Genomic DNA, 19382 nt, shown 5'->3' on the forward strand with positions numbered 1-19382 from the left:
ATGCCCGCGAACCCGTCGCTTCGTCCCCGCCCTGCCGGCTTCACCCTGCTGGAACTGCTGGTGACCGTGGCCATCCTCGGCGTGCTGGCGTCCCTGCTCCTGCCCGCCCTGGCCACGACCCGGCGTCGCGCGGACGCCCTCCGGTGCGCTGAGAACCTGCGGCAGATCGGCCTCGGCCTGAGGTTGTACGCGGACGACGACACCCACGGGCGGCTGCCGGGCGAGGATCGTTCCGGACCGCCCCCGGTGGGACTGGACCCCCGGCCGTCATGGATCTTCACCCTCGGCAACGCCATCGAGAATGTGGAGCGCCTGCGGTTGTGTCCGGGCGATTCCCTGCGGGCCTGGCTGCGCACCAACGCCGGCTGCAGCTATGTCCTGAACGAGTACACGTCCGCCGACGCGCCTCACGAATCCACCCAGCCCGCCCCCCTCGTCGATCCCGAGGGCCATCGCTGGAACGAGGCGCCCCGCGAACGTCGTCTCGACCTGCTGCCCCGCCCCGCCGAGACCTTCCTTGTCTTCGAAGCCTCGCGCCTGGGCCAGTTGCTGGGCGATGCGCGCACCCGTCCCGACACCTGGGCGCTCGGCTGGCCGCATGTCCTCGCCGACATCGATCCGCACCGTCACGGCCGCGGGGCGAACTACCTGTTTGCCGACGGGCACGTCGCGGCGATCCCGGCGGTGGTGCTGAAGGCCCGCATCGAGCGGGGCGACAACTTCGCCGTGCCCCCGCGCTGATGCCCGAGGACCCCATGTGTCGTGTGTTCCCCAACCGGTCGATGGCAGCCGTGCTCCGCCTGGGGCTGGCCGGATTCGCACTGCTCCCCGCGATCGTTCGCAGCCATGACCTTCCCACCGACCGCGAACGGCTTGCCGTGGCCGGGCCCTTCGCCGTCCGCGGATGGGGTGTCGCCCACGCCGGCAGCCCGTACCAACTCGGCCAGGTGATGGATGCCCCGCCCCTGCGACCCGGCGCCCTGACCCGTCTCGAAGACGGGTCCGGGTATCGCGTGGTCCTCACCGGCCCGGACCGGGCGGATGGCGTGGGGCCCATGGTCCCGTACCGCTGGGAATCGAGCCTCCCCGGAGACATTCGCCTGACCCTCGAGGCGGACGACGAAGTCCTGGCGCGCGACTGGTGGGAGTCGTCGCGAACGGTGGGCCTGGCCTGCGGGGAATTTCATACCCTGTTCCTCAAACGGGACGGCACGGTCCGCGCCCAGGGCTGGAACGGCGCGGGTCAGGCGACCGTTCCGCACGACCTCCGTGAGGTGGTGGCCGTGGCGGCCGGGATGGATCACAGCCTCGCCGTCCGTGCCGACGGGCGCGTCGTGGGCTGGGGACGTTCCGACGCCGGACAGATCACGATCCCGGAGGCCGCCAACCACGGCTTCGTCGCCGCAGCCGGCGGCGTGCTTCACAGCGTCCTGCTTCGAAGCGACGGCACGGTCGAGATTCTCAATCCCGCGTTTCTTCCGGCCCCTTCGGCGGGCATGACCCTTACCGGGCTTGTCGCGGTGGCGGCCGGTGCGGCGCACAGCCTCGCCCTCACCCGATCCGGGCGCGTCCTCGCCTGGGGACCGGCCCCGGACGGGATCACCCGGGTCCCCGACGACGCCGCACCGGCGGTGGCCATTGCCGCCGGCGCCCACTTCAGTCTGGCCCTGCGGGCCGACGGGCGGGTGCTTGCCTGGGGCGACGGGCGGTACGGTCAGACAGACATCCCGGACTCCGCCACGAACGTGGTGGCCATCGCTGCGGGATCGTACCATGCCGTTGCGTTGCGCACGGACGGGACGCTGGTGGCCTGGGGCGATGGTTCGCAGGGCCAGACGACGGTTCCCGGGGCGCTCACCGGAGGGGTGGCGGTGGCGGCGGGTGGATTTCACACGCAGGTCCTCACCCGCGAACTGCCCCCGCTCGGACTGCCTCAACCCGGCGTGGACGGCCTCGATGTCGAACTTCATCTGCCCGCGGGCCAGGCGTGGGAAATCCAGTTCACCGACGACTGGCACCATTGGGAACCCGTCCGCCGTGGCGTCGCCCGGTTTGGCGCCTGGACCGCACGACTTCCCTGTCTGAATGCGTCCCACGGCGCTTTCCGGCTGCGACCGATGCCGATCGCCGACGCCCCACCCCTTTCCGAGAACCGATCCCTAGAACCATGAAATCCCGATCCTTCGTCCTCTGTTCGGCAGTCCTGGCATTGCTCGCCGGCCTCGCCCGTCCGGCCTCGAGTTCCACCTGGGAAGGTCCCCCGCCGGGCACTCCGTTGGCGTCCGTGGTGGCCACCGACGATCAGGGTGTTTCGGCGATCCCGACGACGCGCTGGACTTCGAGTTCCATGCTGATTCCGCCCGGGTTGCCGGAATCGCAGCTCCATCTCGCAGGAGAATCCCCCAGTGCCACGGGGCATTGGATCGAGCCGGATCCGGCCGCGGATCCGGCGGTCCTCGAGTGGGTCGAACCGCGGCCCCGGACGCGCTTCGAGGAACCCTCCACCGTGGTGCTCCGGGTGGTTGGCGTGGACCCGCTCGGCGCCCTGACCCATGTCACCTTCCTTGCCCAGGGGGAACCCACCGGCGAATCCCAGATCGTTTTCGTGCGGGAACCGGATCCCGGCACCGTACTGGAACACGAGTTCCACTGGGAACGGCCCCCGACCGGCATCCATCGCCTCGCCGCGCGTGCCATCGACGCCCTCGGCCGCGAGGTGCACGCCCCGACGATCCTCATCGAAATCTTCCGGCCCGCCGAACCCCTGCCCGTCCTGCCCCACCCCGCCGATCGCGATCCCGAGGACTGGCGGATCGACGAAGGGGAACTGGCCCGCTTCGCCACCGACTGGCGCGAAGGCACCGCGCCAGGCCGCATCCCGATCGGCCACGTCACCCGCGCCGCCTACCTGGTGGCCGAGGGCGGCACCTATCGCCATGAACCTTCCCGCGGTCCCCTGCCCCTTTCGTGGATTCCCGATGCCGCCCCCCTCGGCGCCTTCCCGATCCCGACCCGGCCCGGCTTCCTGTTGGTCGCCCCGTCCCTCTGGGAGGGGCCCGACCCCGCCCGCATCGCGGTGCTCGAACTGCTGCCCGCGCCCGGCACCCGCGCCTACGCCGCCGAAGTCTGGTTGAAACCCGACACCCGGGTCCGGGCCGTGAGCGAAGGGGGCGCCCACGACCCCGTGGCCGGCGTGATCCGCTGGGGACCCTTCCCCGACGATGCGCCCCGGCGCCTGACCGTGGAATGGGAGGGCGCGGATCCGACGCCCTGGGACGGGGTGGCCTCCTTCGACGGGCACGACGTTCCCCTGCTGGCCGCCCGCATCCCGGCGGAACCCGCCCGGCCGTATGTCGAGACCCTCCGCCGGCTTCCATCCGGCGAAGTCCAGCTGGTCGTCCGCGATCCGGCTCCCCTGGTCGGAGAAAGTCACGCCCCGTGCGCCATCGAGGTGTCCCGCGATCTCCGGACGTGGCGTCGCATCGCCACGGGCGGCGACGGCGAAGGCTGCCTGCTGATCGCCGACACCGAACCCTTCGAAGGTCCCGCCCGTTTCTACCGGGTCGTCCGGGACGTGCCTCCGCTCCCCTGACCCGGTCGCTCTGGCGGCCCCGGAATGCCGGAGGCCGCCATCGTGCGTCATCGGTTCGAGCTGCGCCACCCGCTCCGGCTGGAGGGGTCGGGCGCATCTCGAATCGTCCTAGTTTTTCACCTGTCCGTTCTAGGCGCCGTCCGTCCGGATCATGACGATGGGCGCATGGGTTCCGTTTGAGGTCGGCGGCCGGCACCTCCGATGGACGTGCGGCCCGGTTGCGCCTCGATGCCGATGGCAGGACTCATCGGACTCATGGACCCGTACCACTCGATGAAGGAACTGCGGTTCGCCATCGTCGGCGCCGGCTTCTGGGCGCGGTACCAGTTGGCCGCCTGGCGCGAACTCCCCGGCGCGCGCTGCGTCGCGGTGTGCAACCGCACGCGCGCGAAAGCCGATGCGTTGGCGAAGGAGTCCGGCATTCGCGCCGTGTACCAGGACGCCGGGGAAATGCTCCAGCGCGAGAAGCCGGACTTTCTCGACATCATCACGGACGTGGAGACGCACAGCCGGTTTGTCCATCTCGCCGCGGCGCACGGGACGCCTGCCATCTGCCAGAAGCCGCTGGCGCCCTCCGTGACCAGGGCGGAAGAGATGATCGCCGCCTGTGCCACCGCCGGCGTGCCCTTGAGCGTGCATGAGAACTGGCGCTGGCAGACACCCATTCGCCAGCTCAAGGGGCTTCTCGACAGCGGTGTCATCGGCACCCCGTTCCGCGCCCGAATCGACTATTGCAACCGCTTCCCGGTGTTCGACAACCAGCCGTTCCTCCGGACGCTGGAGAAGTTCATCCTCACCGACATGGGCTGTCACATCCTCGACGTGGCGCGGTTCCTGTTCGGGGAGGCGGCAACGCTCTGCTGCCAGACGCATCAGATCCACCGCGACATCGCGGGCGAGGATGCCGCGACCGTCCTGCTGCGAATGCGCTCCGGCGCGACGGTGGTCGTGAACCTGAGCTACGCCAGCCGGCTGGAGCACGACTGCTTTCCGCAGACGCTGGTGGCCATCGAAGGGGATCTCGGCGCGATGGAACTGGCGCGGGATTACTGGATTCGAGTGACGACCGGCCAGGGCACGGAGGCGCGGCGGTTTCCACCGCCGGAGTATTCCTGGGCGGACCCGCGGTACGCGCTGGTCCATTCCAGCATCGTCGCCTGTCATCGCGACCTGTTGAAGGCGTTGCAGAACGGCACCGCGCCCGAGACCCGCGCGGAGGACAATGTGAAGACCCTCAAGCTCGTCGAGGCGGCCTACAAGTCGGCCCGCGACGGGCGGGTGGTGAAGATGTTTTGAGAGCCTGTCTGAGCGGCCAACTATGAAAACGATCACCCTCATCGGCGCCGGCGGAAAAATGGGCTGCCGCATCACCCGCAATCTCAAGCAGGGAGACTGGCGGGTGCTGTGCCTGGAGACCAGTCCTGCGGGCATTCAACGGCTGACGGACCTGGGCGTGGGCTGCTCGGACGCCGCCACCGCCATCCCGGAAGCGGATGTGGCCATCTTCGCCGTGCCCGACGTGGCCATGGAGGCCGTCACGCGCGACATGGTGCCGCACCTCAAACCCGGCGCGCTGGTGGTCCTGCTCGATCCTGCCGCGCCGCTCGACGGCAAGATCGCGCACCGCGACGACCTCGGTTACTTCATCACCCATCCCTGCCATCCCAGCGTGTTCAACTGGGAGCCGAACGAGGAGGACTTTCGCGACTTCTACGGGGGCGTTTCGGCGAAGCAGGCCGCCGTCTGCGCGCTCATGCATGGCGGCGAGGACTTCTATGAGATCGGTGTCGAAATCACCCGCCTCATCTACGCGCCCGTGAACCGGATCCACCGCGTCACCGTGGAACAGATGGCGATTCTCGAACCGGCGCTCGTCGAGACCCTCGCGCAAACCTGCATGGAACGGGTCAAGGAGGGTTACGACCGCGTGGTCGCGAAGGGCATCCCCGCCGACTGCGCCCGTGACTTCGTGCTGGGTCACCTCCGCATTCAGGTGGCCGTGCTCTTCGGCGAAGTGAACGGAACGTTCTCCGATGCCGCCTACAAGATCAGCCGGCGCGCCAGGCCCGTCCTCTTCAAGGACGACTGGCAGAAGATCTTCGAGATGGACGACATCCGGGAACAGGTGCGGGACATCACCAGCAGGTGACGGCTCGGAACCGGCGATGCGCACCGCGATGGGCAAGTCCGCGAGGCAACGGCGCTGCCGGGTGAGACGGCAACCCTGTGGAGACGGCAGGCCTGCAACCCGGCCATGATCCTCGGCCTCAGCAGCTACACGTTTGGCTGGGCGGTTGGCGTGCCCGGCCATGAGCCGCCCAGCCCGCTCGATGAACTGGGTCTCCTCGACCAGTGCCGCGACCTTGGCACGGGCCTCCTGCAGATCGGCGACAATCTGCCGTTGCACACCTTCGATCCGGCCCGCCTGGCGCGCTTCTCCGAACAGGCGGCCCTCCAGGGTGTGCAACTCGAGATCGGCGCACGGGGGCTGACCTTTGAAAACGTCGGCCGCTACGCCGCCATCGCCCGGCGGCTCAACGCACGGCTCGTCCGTTTCGTGATCGACGATGCGGGCTATCATCCCGAGCCCGAGTTCCTCACCGGCCTTCTGCGCCGGTGCGATCCCTTGCTCGGCGGCCTGACGCTGGGCATCGAGAACCATGACCGTTTCCCCGCCAGCACCCTGCGCGCGATGATCGAGAGGGCGGGCAGCGACCGCCTGGGCGTGTGCCTCGATACCGCCAATTCCCTGGGGGCGGGCGAGGGACTGGACACCGTGCTGCACGAACTCGGGCCCCTTGCGGTCAATCTGCACATCAAGGATTTCGCGGTCCCCCGCCTGCCCCACCGGATGGGCTTCACCGTCGAAGGGCGGCCGGCGGGACAAGGCTTGCTCGACGTGCCCCGCCTGTTGAAGCATCTCTCCCCGTTCCCTCGCTGCCAGACCGCCGTCCTGGAACTCTGGACCCAGCCTGAACCGCGCCTGGAGGACACCCTTGCGAAGGAAGCTGCCTGGGCCAGGCAAAGCATCGAGTACCTGAAGCCGTTCTTCCACTAACCCGACCCCATGAAGATCCCTTCCCCACTTCTCCTGAACCGGACTCGCGCGGGCACCAGGGCGGCACGGTTCCCCTCGCTCGTCGGGGCCTGTCTCGCGCTCGTCGCCCTCGCTCTGGGCGGCTGCGGCAGATCCGGTTCCTCCGGGAGCGCCCAGGATGCGGATGGCAGACCCCTCACCATCGGCGTCGCCTTCGAGACGCTGCAAACCGAGTACTGGATCGCCGGGTACGAGGCGATCAAGGCCGAGTGCGCCAGACGCGGCTTCCGGGTGATCGAGGCCGTGGCGGACAACGATGCGAACCGTCAGTTGCAGCAGGTGAGAAACTTCATCACCCGCAAAGTGGACGGCATCATTCTCGTGCCCAAGGACGCCAGCACCTGCATCCCGATGATCCGGGCGGCCAACGCGGCGAACATCCCCATCGTCCTGTTCAACCGGCCCGCCGGCCGGAGCGACGCGAAGTCCGTCGCCGTGGTCGCCGACAACTTCGCGCTCACCCGGGAGACCGTCGCCTACCTGATCGAGGAAGCCCGGAAGTCGGGCCGGAAACACAAGGCGATGGTCCTGCTCGGGGATCTCGGCGACATGAACGCCATCGGGCGCCGTGACGGCTTCGAGGCGGCGGTCACCGAGGCGCCCGGGATCGTGGACGTCGTCGCGCGCATCCCGACCGAATGGAATCAGGAGAAGGCGCACGCCGGGGTCGTGAATGCGCTTCAGGCCCACCCCGACATCAGCTTCATCTTCACCAGCTCCGATTTCCTGCTCCCCAGTATCGTCAGCGCCCTTCGAAGCGCCGGGAAGTATCACAAGATCGGCACGCCCGGCCATGTCCTGCTCGGCGGCTTCGATGGCGACGCGACGGCGTATGCCATGTTGCTGGACGGCTATCTCGACGCCACCGGCGTGCAGGACGTGTATTTTGAAGCGGAGCAAAGCGTGCAGGCCATCGTGGATCTGCGCGCGGGCAGGGAACTGCCGGAGATCATCCAGGACCCCGGATTCGTGATCCACCAGGGCAACCTGAAGGAGAAGGCGCCGCAGATGTGGGGAGCCAACCTCCAGAGGAAATGAGTCCCGCCCTCCGGCTCATCCGTTCGGAATACCTTGTCCTTCTTCTCAGCGGCGCCCTGGTGGTCGCGCTCGGGCCCTTCACTCCCGGTCTGGTCTCTGCGGGCAACCTGGTCAACCTGCTTGGGAATCTCGCCCCGCTCCTCATCGTGGCGGTGGGACTGACCGTGGTGCTGATCGCCGGCGGCATCGATCTCTCCGTCACCTCGGTCATCGCCCTCACCTCGGTCGTGGGCGGGATGGTGATGAATGGCGAAACGGGATGGCTGCGCGGGCATCCGGCCGCCGTGCCGGTCGGGACCCTGTTGATGCTGACCCTCGGCGGACTCATGGGTGCGGGAAACGGGTTCGCCGTGACCCGGCTCCGGATGCCCCCCTTCATGGTCACTCTGACGAGCATGATGTTTCTGTCCGGACTCGCCATCTGGCTGACGCGGTCGAGGAACATTCCCGGACTGCCCCCGGCGTTCACGATCCTCGGCGGCCCGGTCTGGATCTCACTGCCCATTGCCGCCGCCTTCGCCGGCGTCGCGCACCTGATGCTTTCGCGTTCGATGTTCGGACGCTGGCTCCATGCCGTCGGCCACAACCCGCGCACCGCGCATGTCTCCGGCGTCCCGGTGGAGGGCGTGGTCACCATGGCCTACGTGGTCAGCGGCATCTTTGCCGCCGCCGCGTCGGTGCTCTACACCGCACGGCTCGAAACGGCGTCGCCCGTGCTCGGCCAGCGCATCCTGCTGGATGTCATCGGGGCGACGGTCATTGGCGGAACGAGCCTGTTCGGCGGGAAGGGCAAGGTGCTGTGGACCCTGTTTGGCGTCCTGTTCCTCACCCTGCTCGACAATGCCCTCAACCTCCTCGACCTGTCCTACTTCACCATCATGATCGTGAAGGGACTGGTCATCCTCATGGCGGCCGTCCTCGATGTGGGAAGGAGTTCCTGGCTCAGGCCCCGCGGTTCCTAACCGGGCATGCGCATGGCCACGACTCACTCACCGCAGGGCGCCGCCGCCGGACTCCTGACCTTCCGTGGCATCACCAAGGCCTTTTTCGGAGTCCGGGTGTTGAAGTCTGTCAGCTTCAGCGTGCCCGGGGCGCGGATCGTCGGGCTCGTCGGCGAGAATGGCGCCGGGAAATCCACCCTGATGAACGTGCTCGGCGGGAATCTCGCCGCCGATGAAGGCTCAATGCGCTTCGCCGGGAAGCCCTACTCGCCGCGCGTGCCCCGGGACGCGCGCGACGCCGGCATCGGGTTCGTCCATCAGGAACTCAACCTGTTTCCCAATCTCAGCATCGCCGAGAATCTCTTTCTGACCGGGTTTCCGACGATGGGACCGTTCATCCGCCGGGCCGGGATGCGGGACCGGACGGACGTCCTGCTGCAGCGGGTCGGACTCAGGCTCTCGCCCGATGCGCCCGTTGAGACCCTATCCCCGGGCGAACGCCAGCTCGTCGAGATCGCCCATGCGCTCTCCTTCGATGCCCGGCTCATCCTTCTCGACGAGCCCACGACCTCGTTGAGCGCGCGCGAGTGCGGGCGGTTGTTTGCGCTCATGCGCCAGCTTCGCGCCGAGGGACGCTCGATCATCTTCATCTCGCACGCGCTCGGGGATGTGCTGCGGATCTGCGATGAAGTGGTCGTGCTGCGCGACGGGGAGGTCGTGGGCCAGGGACCGGCGACCGGGTTCGATCAGCCACGGCTCGTTTCCCTGATGGTGGGACGTGAGTTGAAGCAGCTCTTCCCGGATCGGCGGAGAAATGGCCCGCCCGAAGGTTCCGAAGCGTTGCTCGAAGTCCGTTCCCTCACCCAGCCCGGGGTGATTCGGGACATCTCCTTCACCCTGCACCAGGGCGAGGTGCTGGGCCTGTCCGGGCTCATGGGCGCCGGGCGCACGGAACTGGCGCGCATCCTCTTCGGGCTCGATCCGTTCGAGCGCGGAAGCCTCCGCATCGCCGGCCAGCCCTTGCACGGTTCCCCCCGCCGCCGCATCCGGCGGGGACTGGCCATGCTGACCGAGAACCGCCGGGACGACGGCCTCTGCCTGGAGGCCTCGGTGGCGGACAACCTCGCCCTGGTGACGTTGCCTCAATACATCCGGCCGCCCCTCGGGATGCTGGATCCACGGAGACTGGGCGGCGCGCTGGCCCGCATCCGCGAAGCCGTCCGGCTGCAGCCATCGGTCAGACTCGAACAAACCGCGGGCACCTTGAGCGGGGGCAACCAGCAGAAGGTCGTCCTGGCCAAATGGCTGCTGGCCGAACCGCGCGTGCTCATTCTCGACGAACCGACGCGCGGCATCGACGTGGGCGCGAAGTTCGAGATCTACCAGCTCATCCTCGAACTCGCGGATCGGGGTGCCGGCGTGATCGTCATCTCGTCGGAGATCGAGGAACTCATCGGCCTCTGCGACCGGATCCTTGTCCTGAGCCGGGGCGCCCTCAGCGGTGAGTTCTCCCGCGATGCGTTTGACCGGGAAAAGATCCTGCACACCGCATTGGCCGGGCACGACCGGGGGGAAGGGAAGCCATGACCCGCGCCGCCCTCGTCCTGCTCAACGGATCCACGGTGCTGCTGTTCGTCGCGGTCCTGGCGGTGTTTGGCACGCTCTCACCGAAGTTTCTCACCGGCGCCAACCTGGAAAACCTGCTCGTGCAATCCTCCTCCACCGCCGTCGTCGCCATCGGCATGACATTCGTGCTGGTGACGGCGGGCGTGGATCTGTCGGTGGGCGCGATCATGTTCATTGCGGCGGCGGTCGCGGGGAAACTTCTGCTGGCCGGGGTCGCCCTGCCGCTGGCCCTGCTCGCCATCCTTGCCACGGGTCTCGCCTGCGGGGCAATTAATGCGCTGCTGGTCACGCGCCTCGGCATCGTCGCCTTCATCGCCACCCTGGCAACCCTCTACGCCGGGCGCGGCCTGGGCCTCTGGATCACCCAGACGCGGGCGATGAATCTGCCCGACGTGTTCCTTCACATCGGCACGGCGCGGCTGGCAGGAGTGCCCCTACCGCTGATCGTGTTCGCCGGGGTCCTCGCACTGGCCCATGTCACACTCACCCGAACGCCGTTCGGGCGTCAGCTCTACGCGGTCGGCAACCATCTGGAGGCGGCAAGGAAGGCCGGCCTGAACACGCGCAGGCTCCTCGCCTCGGTCTATGTCATCAGCGGACTGTGTGCCGCGATCGGCTGCATCCTCTCCCTCGCGCAGCTTGGCGCGGTCTCGCCGACGTTCGGCACCCATCGTGAGTTCTCCGCCATTGCCGCAGCCGTGCTCGGTGGGACGAGTCTCTTCGGAGGACGCGGCGCCGTCTTTCCCGGCACGGTGCTGGGAGCCGTGCTGATTCAAAGCGTCGAGAACGGGCTGGTGATCCTGAATGCCGATCCCTACCTCTATCCGCTCGTGACCAGCGCCATCATCTTCGTGGCGGTGCTCATCGACAGTACCCGTCAGCGGCTGGTGGCTTCGTTGACCCGGCGGAGAATCCGGGGGGAGGAGGCATGAGCCTGCTGCCCCTGCATGCGGGCGCCCTCGCCATGGAGTTTGACCCGGACACCGGCTTCCTGCGCCATGTCCGGCTTGGCACAACCGAGCTTGTCCGGGGCATCTACGCCGCCGTGAGGGACGCCAACTGGAACACCGTGCCTCCCGTGCTTTCCAACCTCGTTGTCCGCGCCTCGGAAAAGTCCTTTCACCTCTCCTTCGATGCCGGGTGCCGTCGGGACGGCATCGAGTTCGGTTGGACCGGACACATTCGCGGGGCGGCGAATGGAACGGTGAAGTTCCAGTTCGATGGCGTGGCACATTCCGGCTTTCTCAGCAACCGCATCGGCCTCTGTGTGCTCCATCCGATCCGCGAGTGCCGGGGCGCCCGGGCCTGGGTGGTGCGGACGAACGGTCAGGAGGAGCGAGGCCGCTTCGCCCGCGACATCGAACCGCAAGGGGTCGGAGCGGCGACCTTTCGTGACATGAAGACCCTCGCCCACGAGGTCAGGGGAGGCATCCGGGTGACCTTCCAGTTCAAGGGCGACGTCTTCGAAATGGAGGATCAGCGCAACTGGACGGACGCGAGCTTCAAGACCTACTGCACGCCCCTCGCCCTGCCCTTTCCCAGGGCGGTTCGCGCGGGTACACGCGTTCGGCAGAGCGTCACGCTGCGGGCCACCTGGCGTTCCTTCCGGCCGGGGCGCTCCATGGCGCGGACGGCTCTCGTGCCGCCTACCGTTCCCACCCACGAGCTTCCCCGTCTCGGACTGGGCAGGGCGAGCCATGGCAGACCGTTGCGTGCGCTGGAAGTCAGGCGCCTCGCAGCCCTTCAACTCGCGCACCTGCGCGCCGATGTGCGGCTGAAGGAGGCGGGCTGGCGGGAGACGCTGAAGCGGGTACTCCGTGATGCGGCGAAACTGGATCTCCGACTGGAACTCGCCCTCCATCTTCCCGACCTCGATGGCGCCCGTGAACTTCGCGAGGTCGCCAGCCTGGCGCGCGGGCGCATCGAGCGGGTGCTGGTGTTCCGCGACGGCGAAGAGGCGACCGGTCGCGCCACACTGAACCATGCCCGAGCCGCCCTCCGGCCGCTGCGGGTTCCGATCGGCGGCGGTTCCAACGCCCACTTCTGTGAACTCAACCGGGCCCACGCGCTCCACCGGCTCGGGGCTTCGGAATGTGACTTCCTCGGCTGGCCTGCCACACCCCAGGTCCACACCTTCGATGGCATTTCCCTGTTCGAGAATCTCGAAGCCCTGCCCGACACCGTCGCCAGCGCCCGCCGGATGGCGCCGATGAAGCCGCTCATCGTGTCCCCGGTCACCCTGCGTCCCCGATTCAACGCCGTGGCAACCAGGGCGGACCCGGCCGGGCCGGCAGACGAACTGCCATCGACGGTGGACCCACGCCAGCCCACGCTGCTCGCCGCGGCCTGGACACTCGGCAGCCTTGCGGCACTGACAGGCGCCGGGACCGCCGCCGTGACGTACTTCGAAACGACGGGGTGGCGGGGCATCATGGAAACCACGGAGGGATCGCCCCTGCCGGACCTGTTTCCCTCCCTGCCGGGCGCCGTATTTCCAGTTTATTTCGTCTTCGCAGCCGTGGCCGGCTTCCGTCAGGTCACGCCGTTCCCGATGCCACCCGATGGTGAATACACGGCGCTCGCACTCTTCCGGGACGGCTATCTCCGCCGCATCGTCATCGCCAACCTCCGCACCGATCCGCTGCGGCTGGGCCTCTCCCTTCCTGCAGGGCGCGCGCGCTGGAGCATGCTCGACGAAACGACCCTCGATCGGGCGCAGCACCGCCCGGAATCCCATCTTGCGGGACCTGGCGAATGGGTTGCGGGGGGTGCCGGGAAAGTCGAACTGGTGCTGCAGAAGTACGCGCTGGTCGTCCTGGATTTGGAGTAGAGATGCTCCGGACGCCTGCCTACTGTCACGTCCCATGGGTGTCCTGAACGACGGCTTCGTGCGACTGTGCGAGACCTGCCGCAGGCTCCGGTTCGAACCCCATGACATTGCGGCGCAGCTCGATGCGCGCGGGCGCTACGTTGTGCCGCTCGACGAGGAGTTTCCTCTGGCCATCAAACTCTTCCGCTACACGTCGCGCCGGCACACACGGGGCGGGACCTGGCATGAGCGGCTGGAGCTGTTCCTTCCCCTCGACGGCCCGGCCCGCTTTCGCATGGGGGAACAGGAGGTCGGCCTGGACCGCGGCGATCTGCTGGTGGTGGACAACCTGAAGCTCCATCACGTGGTGGACTTTCCCGGCTTCGACACACGGGTCATCGTGGTGAGTTTCCTGCCCGAGTTCGTTTACAGTCTCGGCTCTCCCTCGCACGACTACGCATTCCTCCTGCCGTTCTACTCCAAGCTGGAAAAGAAGCCCCATGCCATGCGGGCCGGGGACAAGGCGGCGGCGGACGTTCACGGAGCCATGACGCGCCTGCTCGACTGCTATTTCGGCGGCACGGAGAAACCGTTCTTTCAGGCGGGCTCCAAGGCGTTTCTGCTGGAGCTGCTCTATCATCTGGCCGCGCATTTCCGGGCCTCGGCGGTGGCGAAATGGGAGTTCATGCGCCAGCAGGAACGGTCCCTTCGGCTCAAGAGACTGTTCGACCACATCAATGCCTGTCCTGCGGGAAAACTCCCCGTCAGTGCCGCGGCCCGGCTGGCCGGGATGAGTGCGCCGCAGTTCATGAGAACCTTCAAGCAGGTGGCCGGCATGACCCTGGTGGCCTACCTGAACCATGTGCGCCTCTCCAACGGTGCGCGGTTGCTGCGCGAAACCGACAAGTCGATCGCCGAGATCGCCAGCGAGGTGGGATTCTCCGACCAGAGCTATTTCGACAGACGGTTCAAACGCGCCTTCGGGCAGGTGCCCAAGGAGTTTCGCCGGCGCGCGGTCCGTCCGTCCGGTTCCGGGTGAATTTCGTGCAAGCTTTTTCCCGGCACGTCCTAGTGGCGCCGGGATGCCCGTGGCAGCCTCAACGCCATGCAATCCCGGACCCTTCGTGCCCTCGCCTGTCTGGCCGTCTGGGCCCTGGCCCTGCCGGCGTCCATGGCCGCAGCCGCCCCGTCGATCCAGGTCAGCGAAAACCGGCGCTTCCTCGTCACCGCCGATGGCCAGCCGTTCTTCTGGCTGGCCGATACGGCTTGGGAACTCTTCCACCGTCTGAACCGCGAGGAGGCGGACCGCTATCTCCAGGATCGGGCGGACAAGGGCTTCACCGTCATCCAGGCCGTGGCGCTCGCCGAACTGGACGGTCTCAACGACCCAAATCCCTACGGACACCGCCCGCTCATCGACAACGATCCCACCAAGCCCGATGTGAAGGACGGCCCGGCCAACGATTACTGGGACCATGTGGACTACATCGTGCACAGGGCGAACTCCCTCGGGCTGGTGATCGGAATGCTCCCGACGTGGGGCGACAAGTGGAACAGGAAGTGGGGCGTCGGCCCGGAGATCTTCACCCCCGCCAACGCCGGCACCTACGGGGAATGGCTCGGACGTCGCTACCGCGAGGCCGGCATCGTCTGGATCGCGGGCGGCGACCGGCCGGTGGAAAGCGACCTGCACCGGGAGATCAACCGCGCCATGGCGAAGGGCCTGCGCCGGGGGGACGGCGGCGCCCATCGAATCACCTGGCATCCCAGCGGCGGGCAGGGTTCGGCGCAGTATTTCCACGAGGAGGACTGGCTGGACTTCAACATGCGGCAGAACGGCCACGTCGCCGAATACACCGGCCGCTACGACAGCACGCGCAAGGATTACGACCGCACGCCCGTCAAGCCCGTGCTCGATGGCGAACCGATCTACGAGGACCACCCCGTGGCCTTCAAGGCCAACGAGCTGGGCCATTCGATCAGTGGCGACGTGCGGCGGCCGCTCTACTGGAACCTCTTCTCCGGCGCGTTCGGTCACACCTACGGTCATCACTCGATCTGGCAGATGTGGGCGCCCGGACGGAACCCGGTCAACAACCCGCTGATGCCCTGGTACGAGGCCATCCATCAACCCGCCGCCGCGCAGATGCAGCATGGCAGGCACCTGATGCTCTCCCGCCCGTTCCTCACCCGAATCCCCGACGACTCGATCCTCGTCACCGACCGCGTGCCGACGAGCGTCCCCGGTGCGGGCCGGTACCGGTTCGTGGCCACACGCGACACCGACGGCACCTACGCAATGGTCTATGCGCCCGTGGGCAGGAGTTTCAGGGTGCGGATGGAGGTGATTCGCGGGCCGAAGGTCCAGGCGTGGTGGTTCAATCCGCGCGACGGCGGAGCCCGGGTCATCGGTACCTTCCCCAACGAGGGCGAGCGCACCTTCCATCCGCCCGACCTGGGCGAGATGCTCGACTGGGTGCTGGTGCTCGACGACGCCACCAGGGCCTATCCCGCGCCGGGCCGGCGTCCGTCGCCCTGAACGGTCTCGTTCGGCCCGGCTCCGTCGCCATGCCGTCACCCGACGCGGCAAGAGGTTCAGGTCCGTCGAGGAACGCCTGTTCGGCCTGGAGCCTGTCTTAAAACTGGGAGGGGCCCTTCCAGTTTTCAGACAGGCTCTTAGGGCAGGAAGGCCGGTGCCGGGTCCGTCAGTCGGTCGCGAAACAGCCATCGTCCCCATCGGGAATAATAATCATCCTGTGTACCGCTCATCAGCCGGTCACGAAGCTCCCGCAGTTGCGGTTGGGGTACGAGATGGATTTCACCGTCGCTGCCCAGACGCTTACCCGTCAAGGCCTCTGCCAGCTCCAGAAATGCAGGAGCGACCGGGACGGGCGGAAGACCGACTTCCCAGACACGGACCACGCCGTCCGCCGATCCCGTCAACAAACGTTGTGAGTCCGGACTGAAGTTAACCCGGTGAACCTCGCCGTCGTGTCTCAGGCGCTCACTGACAGGGTAGCCGGTTCGGGCATCCCAGAGGCACGCCGTGCCGTCATTGGACGCCGTGGCGACCAGCCGTCCGTTCGGGCTGTAACGGGCGGACCAGATCGCGTCCCGATGCCGCATCCAGCGGGAAACCGGCTGACCTGTCGTTCCATTCCAGACGCGCGCGGTCCCATCCTCCGAAGAGGTCAGGACGAACCTGCTGTCGGGACTGAAGGCGGCATGAAACACCGCCTTGTCGTGGCGCATGGGCACTCCCATGGGTTGCCCCGATCGACTGTCCCAGACCTGCGCGGTCCTGTCGGCGGAGCCGGTGACGATCTTCAGTCCGTCGGGGCTGAATGCCACCGCCCAGAGGACCCCCTTGTGCCACATCGGCAGGCTCAACCGGGCGCCTGAACTGGCCGACCAGACCCGCGCTGCGCCGTCTATGCAGCCCGTGACAAAGCGTTCATCGTCCGGTGCGATACTCAGGTTGATCACGTCATCCGGATGAACGATGGGCGGGATCCGAAGGCTGCCGGTTCCGACATCCCACACCCGCGCACGACCGTCCCGGCACGTGGTGATCAACGAACGGCCATCGCGCGTGAACGCGCAGTTCCAAACCTCCCGGGAATGTGCCAGCGGTTCGCCAACAGGAACGCCCGTGTGCGCATTCCAGAGGCGCACGTGATGATAGAGGGACGATGTGTAGATCAGTTGCCCGTCCGCCGAGAAGCCGGCGCCATGAATGCTCCTGTCCTGCATCGGCGCACCGAGAGGCTGTGACAACTGGGCATCCCAAATCCTCGCTTCGTTCAAGGAGACCGTCAGAACACGCCCGCCGTCAGGACTGAACAGGGCGGCGCGAATATTCTCCGCCATCCGAACCCGGGGGACCCTCGCGCTTCTCATTCGCAGGTCCCAGATCCGTGCCGTGCCATCCGCGGACGCGGTCACCGCAAGGCTACCATTGGCATTGAAGCGGACCGTGGCGATGGAACTTTCGTGTTCAAACGGTTCACAGGCCGCATCGCCTCCATCCAATTCCCATAGTCTCACCGCCCCCTGCCGACTCCCGGTCAGGAGATAGCGGCTGTCGGTCGTGACGTCGAAGTCCGAAATCCATTGCGCAATTCCGAAGGGCGTTCCGATCGGCTCCAGGGAACTGACATCCCACATTTGCACCGGTGAGTTCCATGACACCGTCAGGATCCTCCGGCCGCCACTGACGAACCGCACCAGGAATGGGTCCCCCAACGGAATGGTGCTCCGCCGGAGCTCGGCGCCGGACTTCGCGTCGAACAGATAGAGGATTCCATCCACCGATGCCACGGCCACGCTGGCGCCACCGGGGCTGAAGTCCGCGCAGCCCTTCTTGATCGCCCAGGGCTCCATGAAGTGACCTCCCCTCGAAAGGTCCCAAACCGCCACCTGTTGCTGCATGGTCCCCGTGATGAGCTGCTGGCCGTCCGGACTGAATCGCGCCTGGAACAGGGGATCTGGAATAGGGAGAGGAGGACAAACCGGCTGCCCGGATCGGGCATGGATCACGAGTACGTTGAGCTCATCCGGAAAGGCGATCCGCTCCCCATCCGGGCTGACGCAAAGGACGGGCCCGGACATGGGGTCAGCCGCAAAGCGGGCGAGGCTTTGTCCCGTTCGAACATCCCAGAGCCCCACACCACCGCGGTGGATGGTGGCGAATCGCGTGCCTTGAGCCAGAAGCGCCGCGCCGGCCACGGGATGGCCGTTTGTAACCACCAGGATGGGGCGTGACGTCGCCGTCTCCCAAAGGCGTGCCGTCCCATCGCTCGACGCCGTCAGTACGAATCGGTCGTCGGTGCTGAACTCCGCATGAACGACGGGTCCCCCATGACGCAACGGTTCGCTGGCGGGCACCGCGAAATTCCGAAGGTTGAGTGTGGAAAGGATGCGACTCGCCACAACATCGTCCTGGAGGTTGGAGCGAAGGAATCGGTTGAAATACGACAGGGCATCGGCGGTCTTGCCCGCCTGCGCCAGATTCTCCGCCTTCTCCCATTCCAGGTCGCGAACGGTCTGTGCCAGTTCGATGTTCGCCTGTTGTGTGATCCGGCTGGCTCGGGCCAGACGCCAGCCCATGACCGACTGGCTGGCGACCAGGCTCACGACCGCCAGCGTGGTGACCCCCAGAAGGCCGGCGATTCCGGGGGAGCGGCGAACCCACTTCACCAGACGTTCCAGCGCGGTGACAGGGCGTGCCTTGATGGGCGCATGGTCCAGAAAGCGCCCCAGATCGTCCGCCAGGGCTTGCGCGGACATGTACCGCTGGGCCGGACGCCTCTGCAGGCACTTGAGACAGATGGTTTCGAGGTCCCGCGCCACGGCCCGGTTCAAGACCCGCGGTGCCACAGGCTCGGTGTCTCGAATGAGAAGGAGCGTCTCCTGCAGGGATTGCGCGAGGAAAGGAGGCCGGCCAGTCAGCAACTCATAGAGCAAGGCCCCGATCGCGTACACGTCGCTCGCCGGACCGACCTCCGCCTGCCGGCCTGCAGCCTGTTCGGGTGCGAGATAGTTCGGTGTGCCCACCAGATGGCCGGTCAGCGTGAGATCGCTGCTGCCATCAAGCCGCTTGGCAAGACCAAAGTCAGTGATCCGGATCTGCCCCAAATCGTCGATCAACACGTTCGAGGGCTTCAGGTCGCGATGCAGCACCCCCTGTCCGTGAGCGTAATGCATCGCCTGGGCAAGGACCCGGGCAAACTCGGCGGCCCGCGGCGACGGGACCGGTCCCTCCCTGAGCAACTCCGCAAGGCTGCGTCCATCGATGTACTCCATCGAAAAGAAGTGCTGCCCGTCACACTCCCCAACCTCATGGATCGCAACGATGTTCGGATGGCGCAGGGCCGCCGCGGACCGGGCTTCGCGCTTGAACCGTTCGATGCTTTCGTTGCTCGAATACCGGCCCAGAAGCAGCAACTTCACCGCGACGATCCGGTTGAGGCTGATCTGGCGTGCCCGATAGACAACCCCCATCCCGCCATGCGCAATCTCCTGCTCCAGGACGTAGTCGCCGAAGCGCAATCCAACCGGTTCGCCTCCAGACGGGACCGCCGTGTTCGCCGCCCCGCCATCCATGGATCCTGGCTCTTCCCCGGAGAATGCGGCGAGGTCAAGCATGCAGGTCCAACAGGCGCTGCTCGATGCATCGGGCGGCAGCGGGGCTCCGCATCGCGGACAAGGAAGACTCGAGTCTGACGAACGAGGTGTCACGCTGTTGGTTCCTGCCGTCAAGTGCCGGCAGGATCACGG

14 protein-coding genes are annotated in these 19382 nt (G+C 67.1%); 13 read left to right on the forward strand and 1 reads right to left on the reverse strand.

The window, feature by feature from the left end:
* The 13 genes from KF833_06040 (at nt 1) to KF833_06100 (ending at nt 15642) form a co-directional block, all read left to right on the forward strand.
* On the forward strand, nt 1–741 hold the full coding sequence (locus KF833_06040; GenBank protein ID MBX3744853.1) for a prepilin-type N-terminal cleavage/methylation domain-containing protein: 741 nt from the start codon (nt 1–3) through the stop codon (nt 739–741).
* A 14-nt stretch (nt 742–755) separates the two neighbouring features.
* Nucleotides 756–2171: a hypothetical protein gene (locus KF833_06045; GenBank protein ID MBX3744854.1), complete on the forward strand. Its 1416-nt coding sequence runs from the start codon at nt 756–758 to the stop codon at nt 2169–2171.
* Complete coding sequence (locus KF833_06050; protein MBX3744855.1) at nt 2168–3592, forward strand: hypothetical protein; 1425 nt, start codon at nt 2168–2170, stop codon at nt 3590–3592. Before KF833_06045 ends, KF833_06050 begins: the two co-directional genes overlap by 4 nt.
* A 273-nt stretch (nt 3593–3865) precedes the next feature.
* Entirely contained in the window at nt 3866–4888 is a 1023-nt protein-coding gene (locus KF833_06055; GenBank protein ID MBX3744856.1) for a Gfo/Idh/MocA family oxidoreductase, read from the forward strand.
* 22 nt (nt 4889–4910) lie between these two features.
* A complete protein-coding gene (locus tag KF833_06060) occupies nt 4911–5741 on the forward strand; it encodes a semialdehyde dehydrogenase (GenBank protein ID MBX3744857.1) in 831 nt (276 codons plus the stop codon).
* 105 nt (nt 5742–5846) lie between these two features.
* Complete coding sequence (locus KF833_06065; protein ID MBX3744858.1) at nt 5847–6650, forward strand: TIM barrel protein; 804 nt, start codon at nt 5847–5849, stop codon at nt 6648–6650.
* 9 nt (nt 6651–6659) lie between these two features.
* The gene (locus tag KF833_06070; protein ID MBX3744859.1) at nt 6660–7727 is read left to right on the forward strand and encodes a sugar ABC transporter substrate-binding protein; all 1068 of its coding nucleotides are present in this window, start codon (nt 6660–6662) and stop codon (nt 7725–7727) included.
* Complete coding sequence (locus KF833_06075) at nt 7724–8689, forward strand: ABC transporter permease (protein MBX3744860.1); 966 nt, start codon at nt 7724–7726, stop codon at nt 8687–8689. The genes KF833_06070 and KF833_06075 overlap by 4 nt, the downstream gene beginning before the upstream one ends.
* A gap of 12 nt (nt 8690–8701) precedes the next feature.
* Nucleotides 8702–10255, forward strand: a complete 1554-nt coding sequence (locus KF833_06080) for a sugar ABC transporter ATP-binding protein (GenBank protein MBX3744861.1) — start codon at nt 8702–8704, stop codon at nt 10253–10255.
* Nucleotides 10252–11226: an ABC transporter permease gene (locus KF833_06085; protein ID MBX3744862.1), complete on the forward strand. Its 975-nt coding sequence runs from the start codon at nt 10252–10254 to the stop codon at nt 11224–11226. The genes KF833_06080 and KF833_06085 overlap by 4 nt, the downstream gene beginning before the upstream one ends.
* Complete coding sequence (locus KF833_06090) at nt 11223–13124, forward strand: hypothetical protein (protein MBX3744863.1); 1902 nt, start codon at nt 11223–11225, stop codon at nt 13122–13124. The genes KF833_06085 and KF833_06090 overlap by 4 nt, the downstream gene beginning before the upstream one ends.
* A gap of 34 nt (nt 13125–13158) precedes the next feature.
* On the forward strand, nt 13159–14142 hold the full coding sequence (locus KF833_06095; protein ID MBX3744864.1) for a helix-turn-helix transcriptional regulator: 984 nt from the start codon (nt 13159–13161) through the stop codon (nt 14140–14142).
* 66 nt (nt 14143–14208) lie between these two features.
* Nucleotides 14209–15642, forward strand: coding sequence for a glycoside hydrolase family 140 protein (locus tag KF833_06100; protein ID MBX3744865.1), 1434 nt, complete (start codon nt 14209–14211; stop codon nt 15640–15642).
* A gap of 137 nt (nt 15643–15779) precedes the next feature.
* Here KF833_06100 and KF833_06105 read toward each other — a convergent pair whose 3' ends face one another.
* The gene (locus tag KF833_06105) at nt 15780–19250 is read right to left on the reverse strand and encodes a protein kinase (protein MBX3744866.1); all 3471 of its coding nucleotides are present in this window, start codon (nt 19248–19250) and stop codon (nt 15780–15782) included.
* Nucleotides 19251–19382 lie beyond the last annotated feature (132 nt).

It is taken from the genome of Verrucomicrobiia bacterium (assembly GCA_019634625.1).
In the GTDB taxonomy this organism is placed as follows: Bacteria; Verrucomicrobiota; Verrucomicrobiia; order Limisphaerales; family CAIMTB01; genus CAIMTB01.

Coding starts and splice junctions, on each gene's coding strand:
- KF833_06050 (MBX3744855.1), top strand. CDS start 2,168: ATGAAATCCCGATCCTTCGTCCTCTGTTCGGCAGTCCTGGCATTGCTC.
- KF833_06100 (MBX3744865.1), top strand. CDS start 14,209: ATGCAATCCCGGACCCTTCGTGCCCTCGCCTGTCTGGCCGTCTGGGCC.
- KF833_06045 (MBX3744854.1), top strand. CDS start 756: ATGTGTCGTGTGTTCCCCAACCGGTCGATGGCAGCCGTGCTCCGCCTG.
- KF833_06095 (MBX3744864.1), top strand. CDS start 13,159: ATGGGTGTCCTGAACGACGGCTTCGTGCGACTGTGCGAGACCTGCCGC.
- KF833_06085 (MBX3744862.1), top strand. CDS start 10,252: ATGACCCGCGCCGCCCTCGTCCTGCTCAACGGATCCACGGTGCTGCTG.
- KF833_06080 (MBX3744861.1), top strand. CDS start 8,702: ATGGCCACGACTCACTCACCGCAGGGCGCCGCCGCCGGACTCCTGACC.
- KF833_06105 (MBX3744866.1), bottom strand. CDS start 19,250: ATGCTTGACCTCGCCGCATTCTCCGGGGAAGAGCCAGGATCCATGGAT.
- KF833_06055 (MBX3744856.1), top strand. CDS start 3,866: ATGAAGGAACTGCGGTTCGCCATCGTCGGCGCCGGCTTCTGGGCGCGG.
- KF833_06090 (MBX3744863.1), top strand. CDS start 11,223: ATGAGCCTGCTGCCCCTGCATGCGGGCGCCCTCGCCATGGAGTTTGAC.
- KF833_06060 (MBX3744857.1), top strand. CDS start 4,911: ATGAAAACGATCACCCTCATCGGCGCCGGCGGAAAAATGGGCTGCCGC.
- KF833_06075 (MBX3744860.1), top strand. CDS start 7,724: ATGAGTCCCGCCCTCCGGCTCATCCGTTCGGAATACCTTGTCCTTCTT.
- KF833_06070 (MBX3744859.1), top strand. CDS start 6,660: ATGAAGATCCCTTCCCCACTTCTCCTGAACCGGACTCGCGCGGGCACC.
- KF833_06065 (MBX3744858.1), top strand. CDS start 5,847: ATGATCCTCGGCCTCAGCAGCTACACGTTTGGCTGGGCGGTTGGCGTG.
- KF833_06040 (MBX3744853.1), top strand. CDS start 1: ATGCCCGCGAACCCGTCGCTTCGTCCCCGCCCTGCCGGCTTCACCCTG.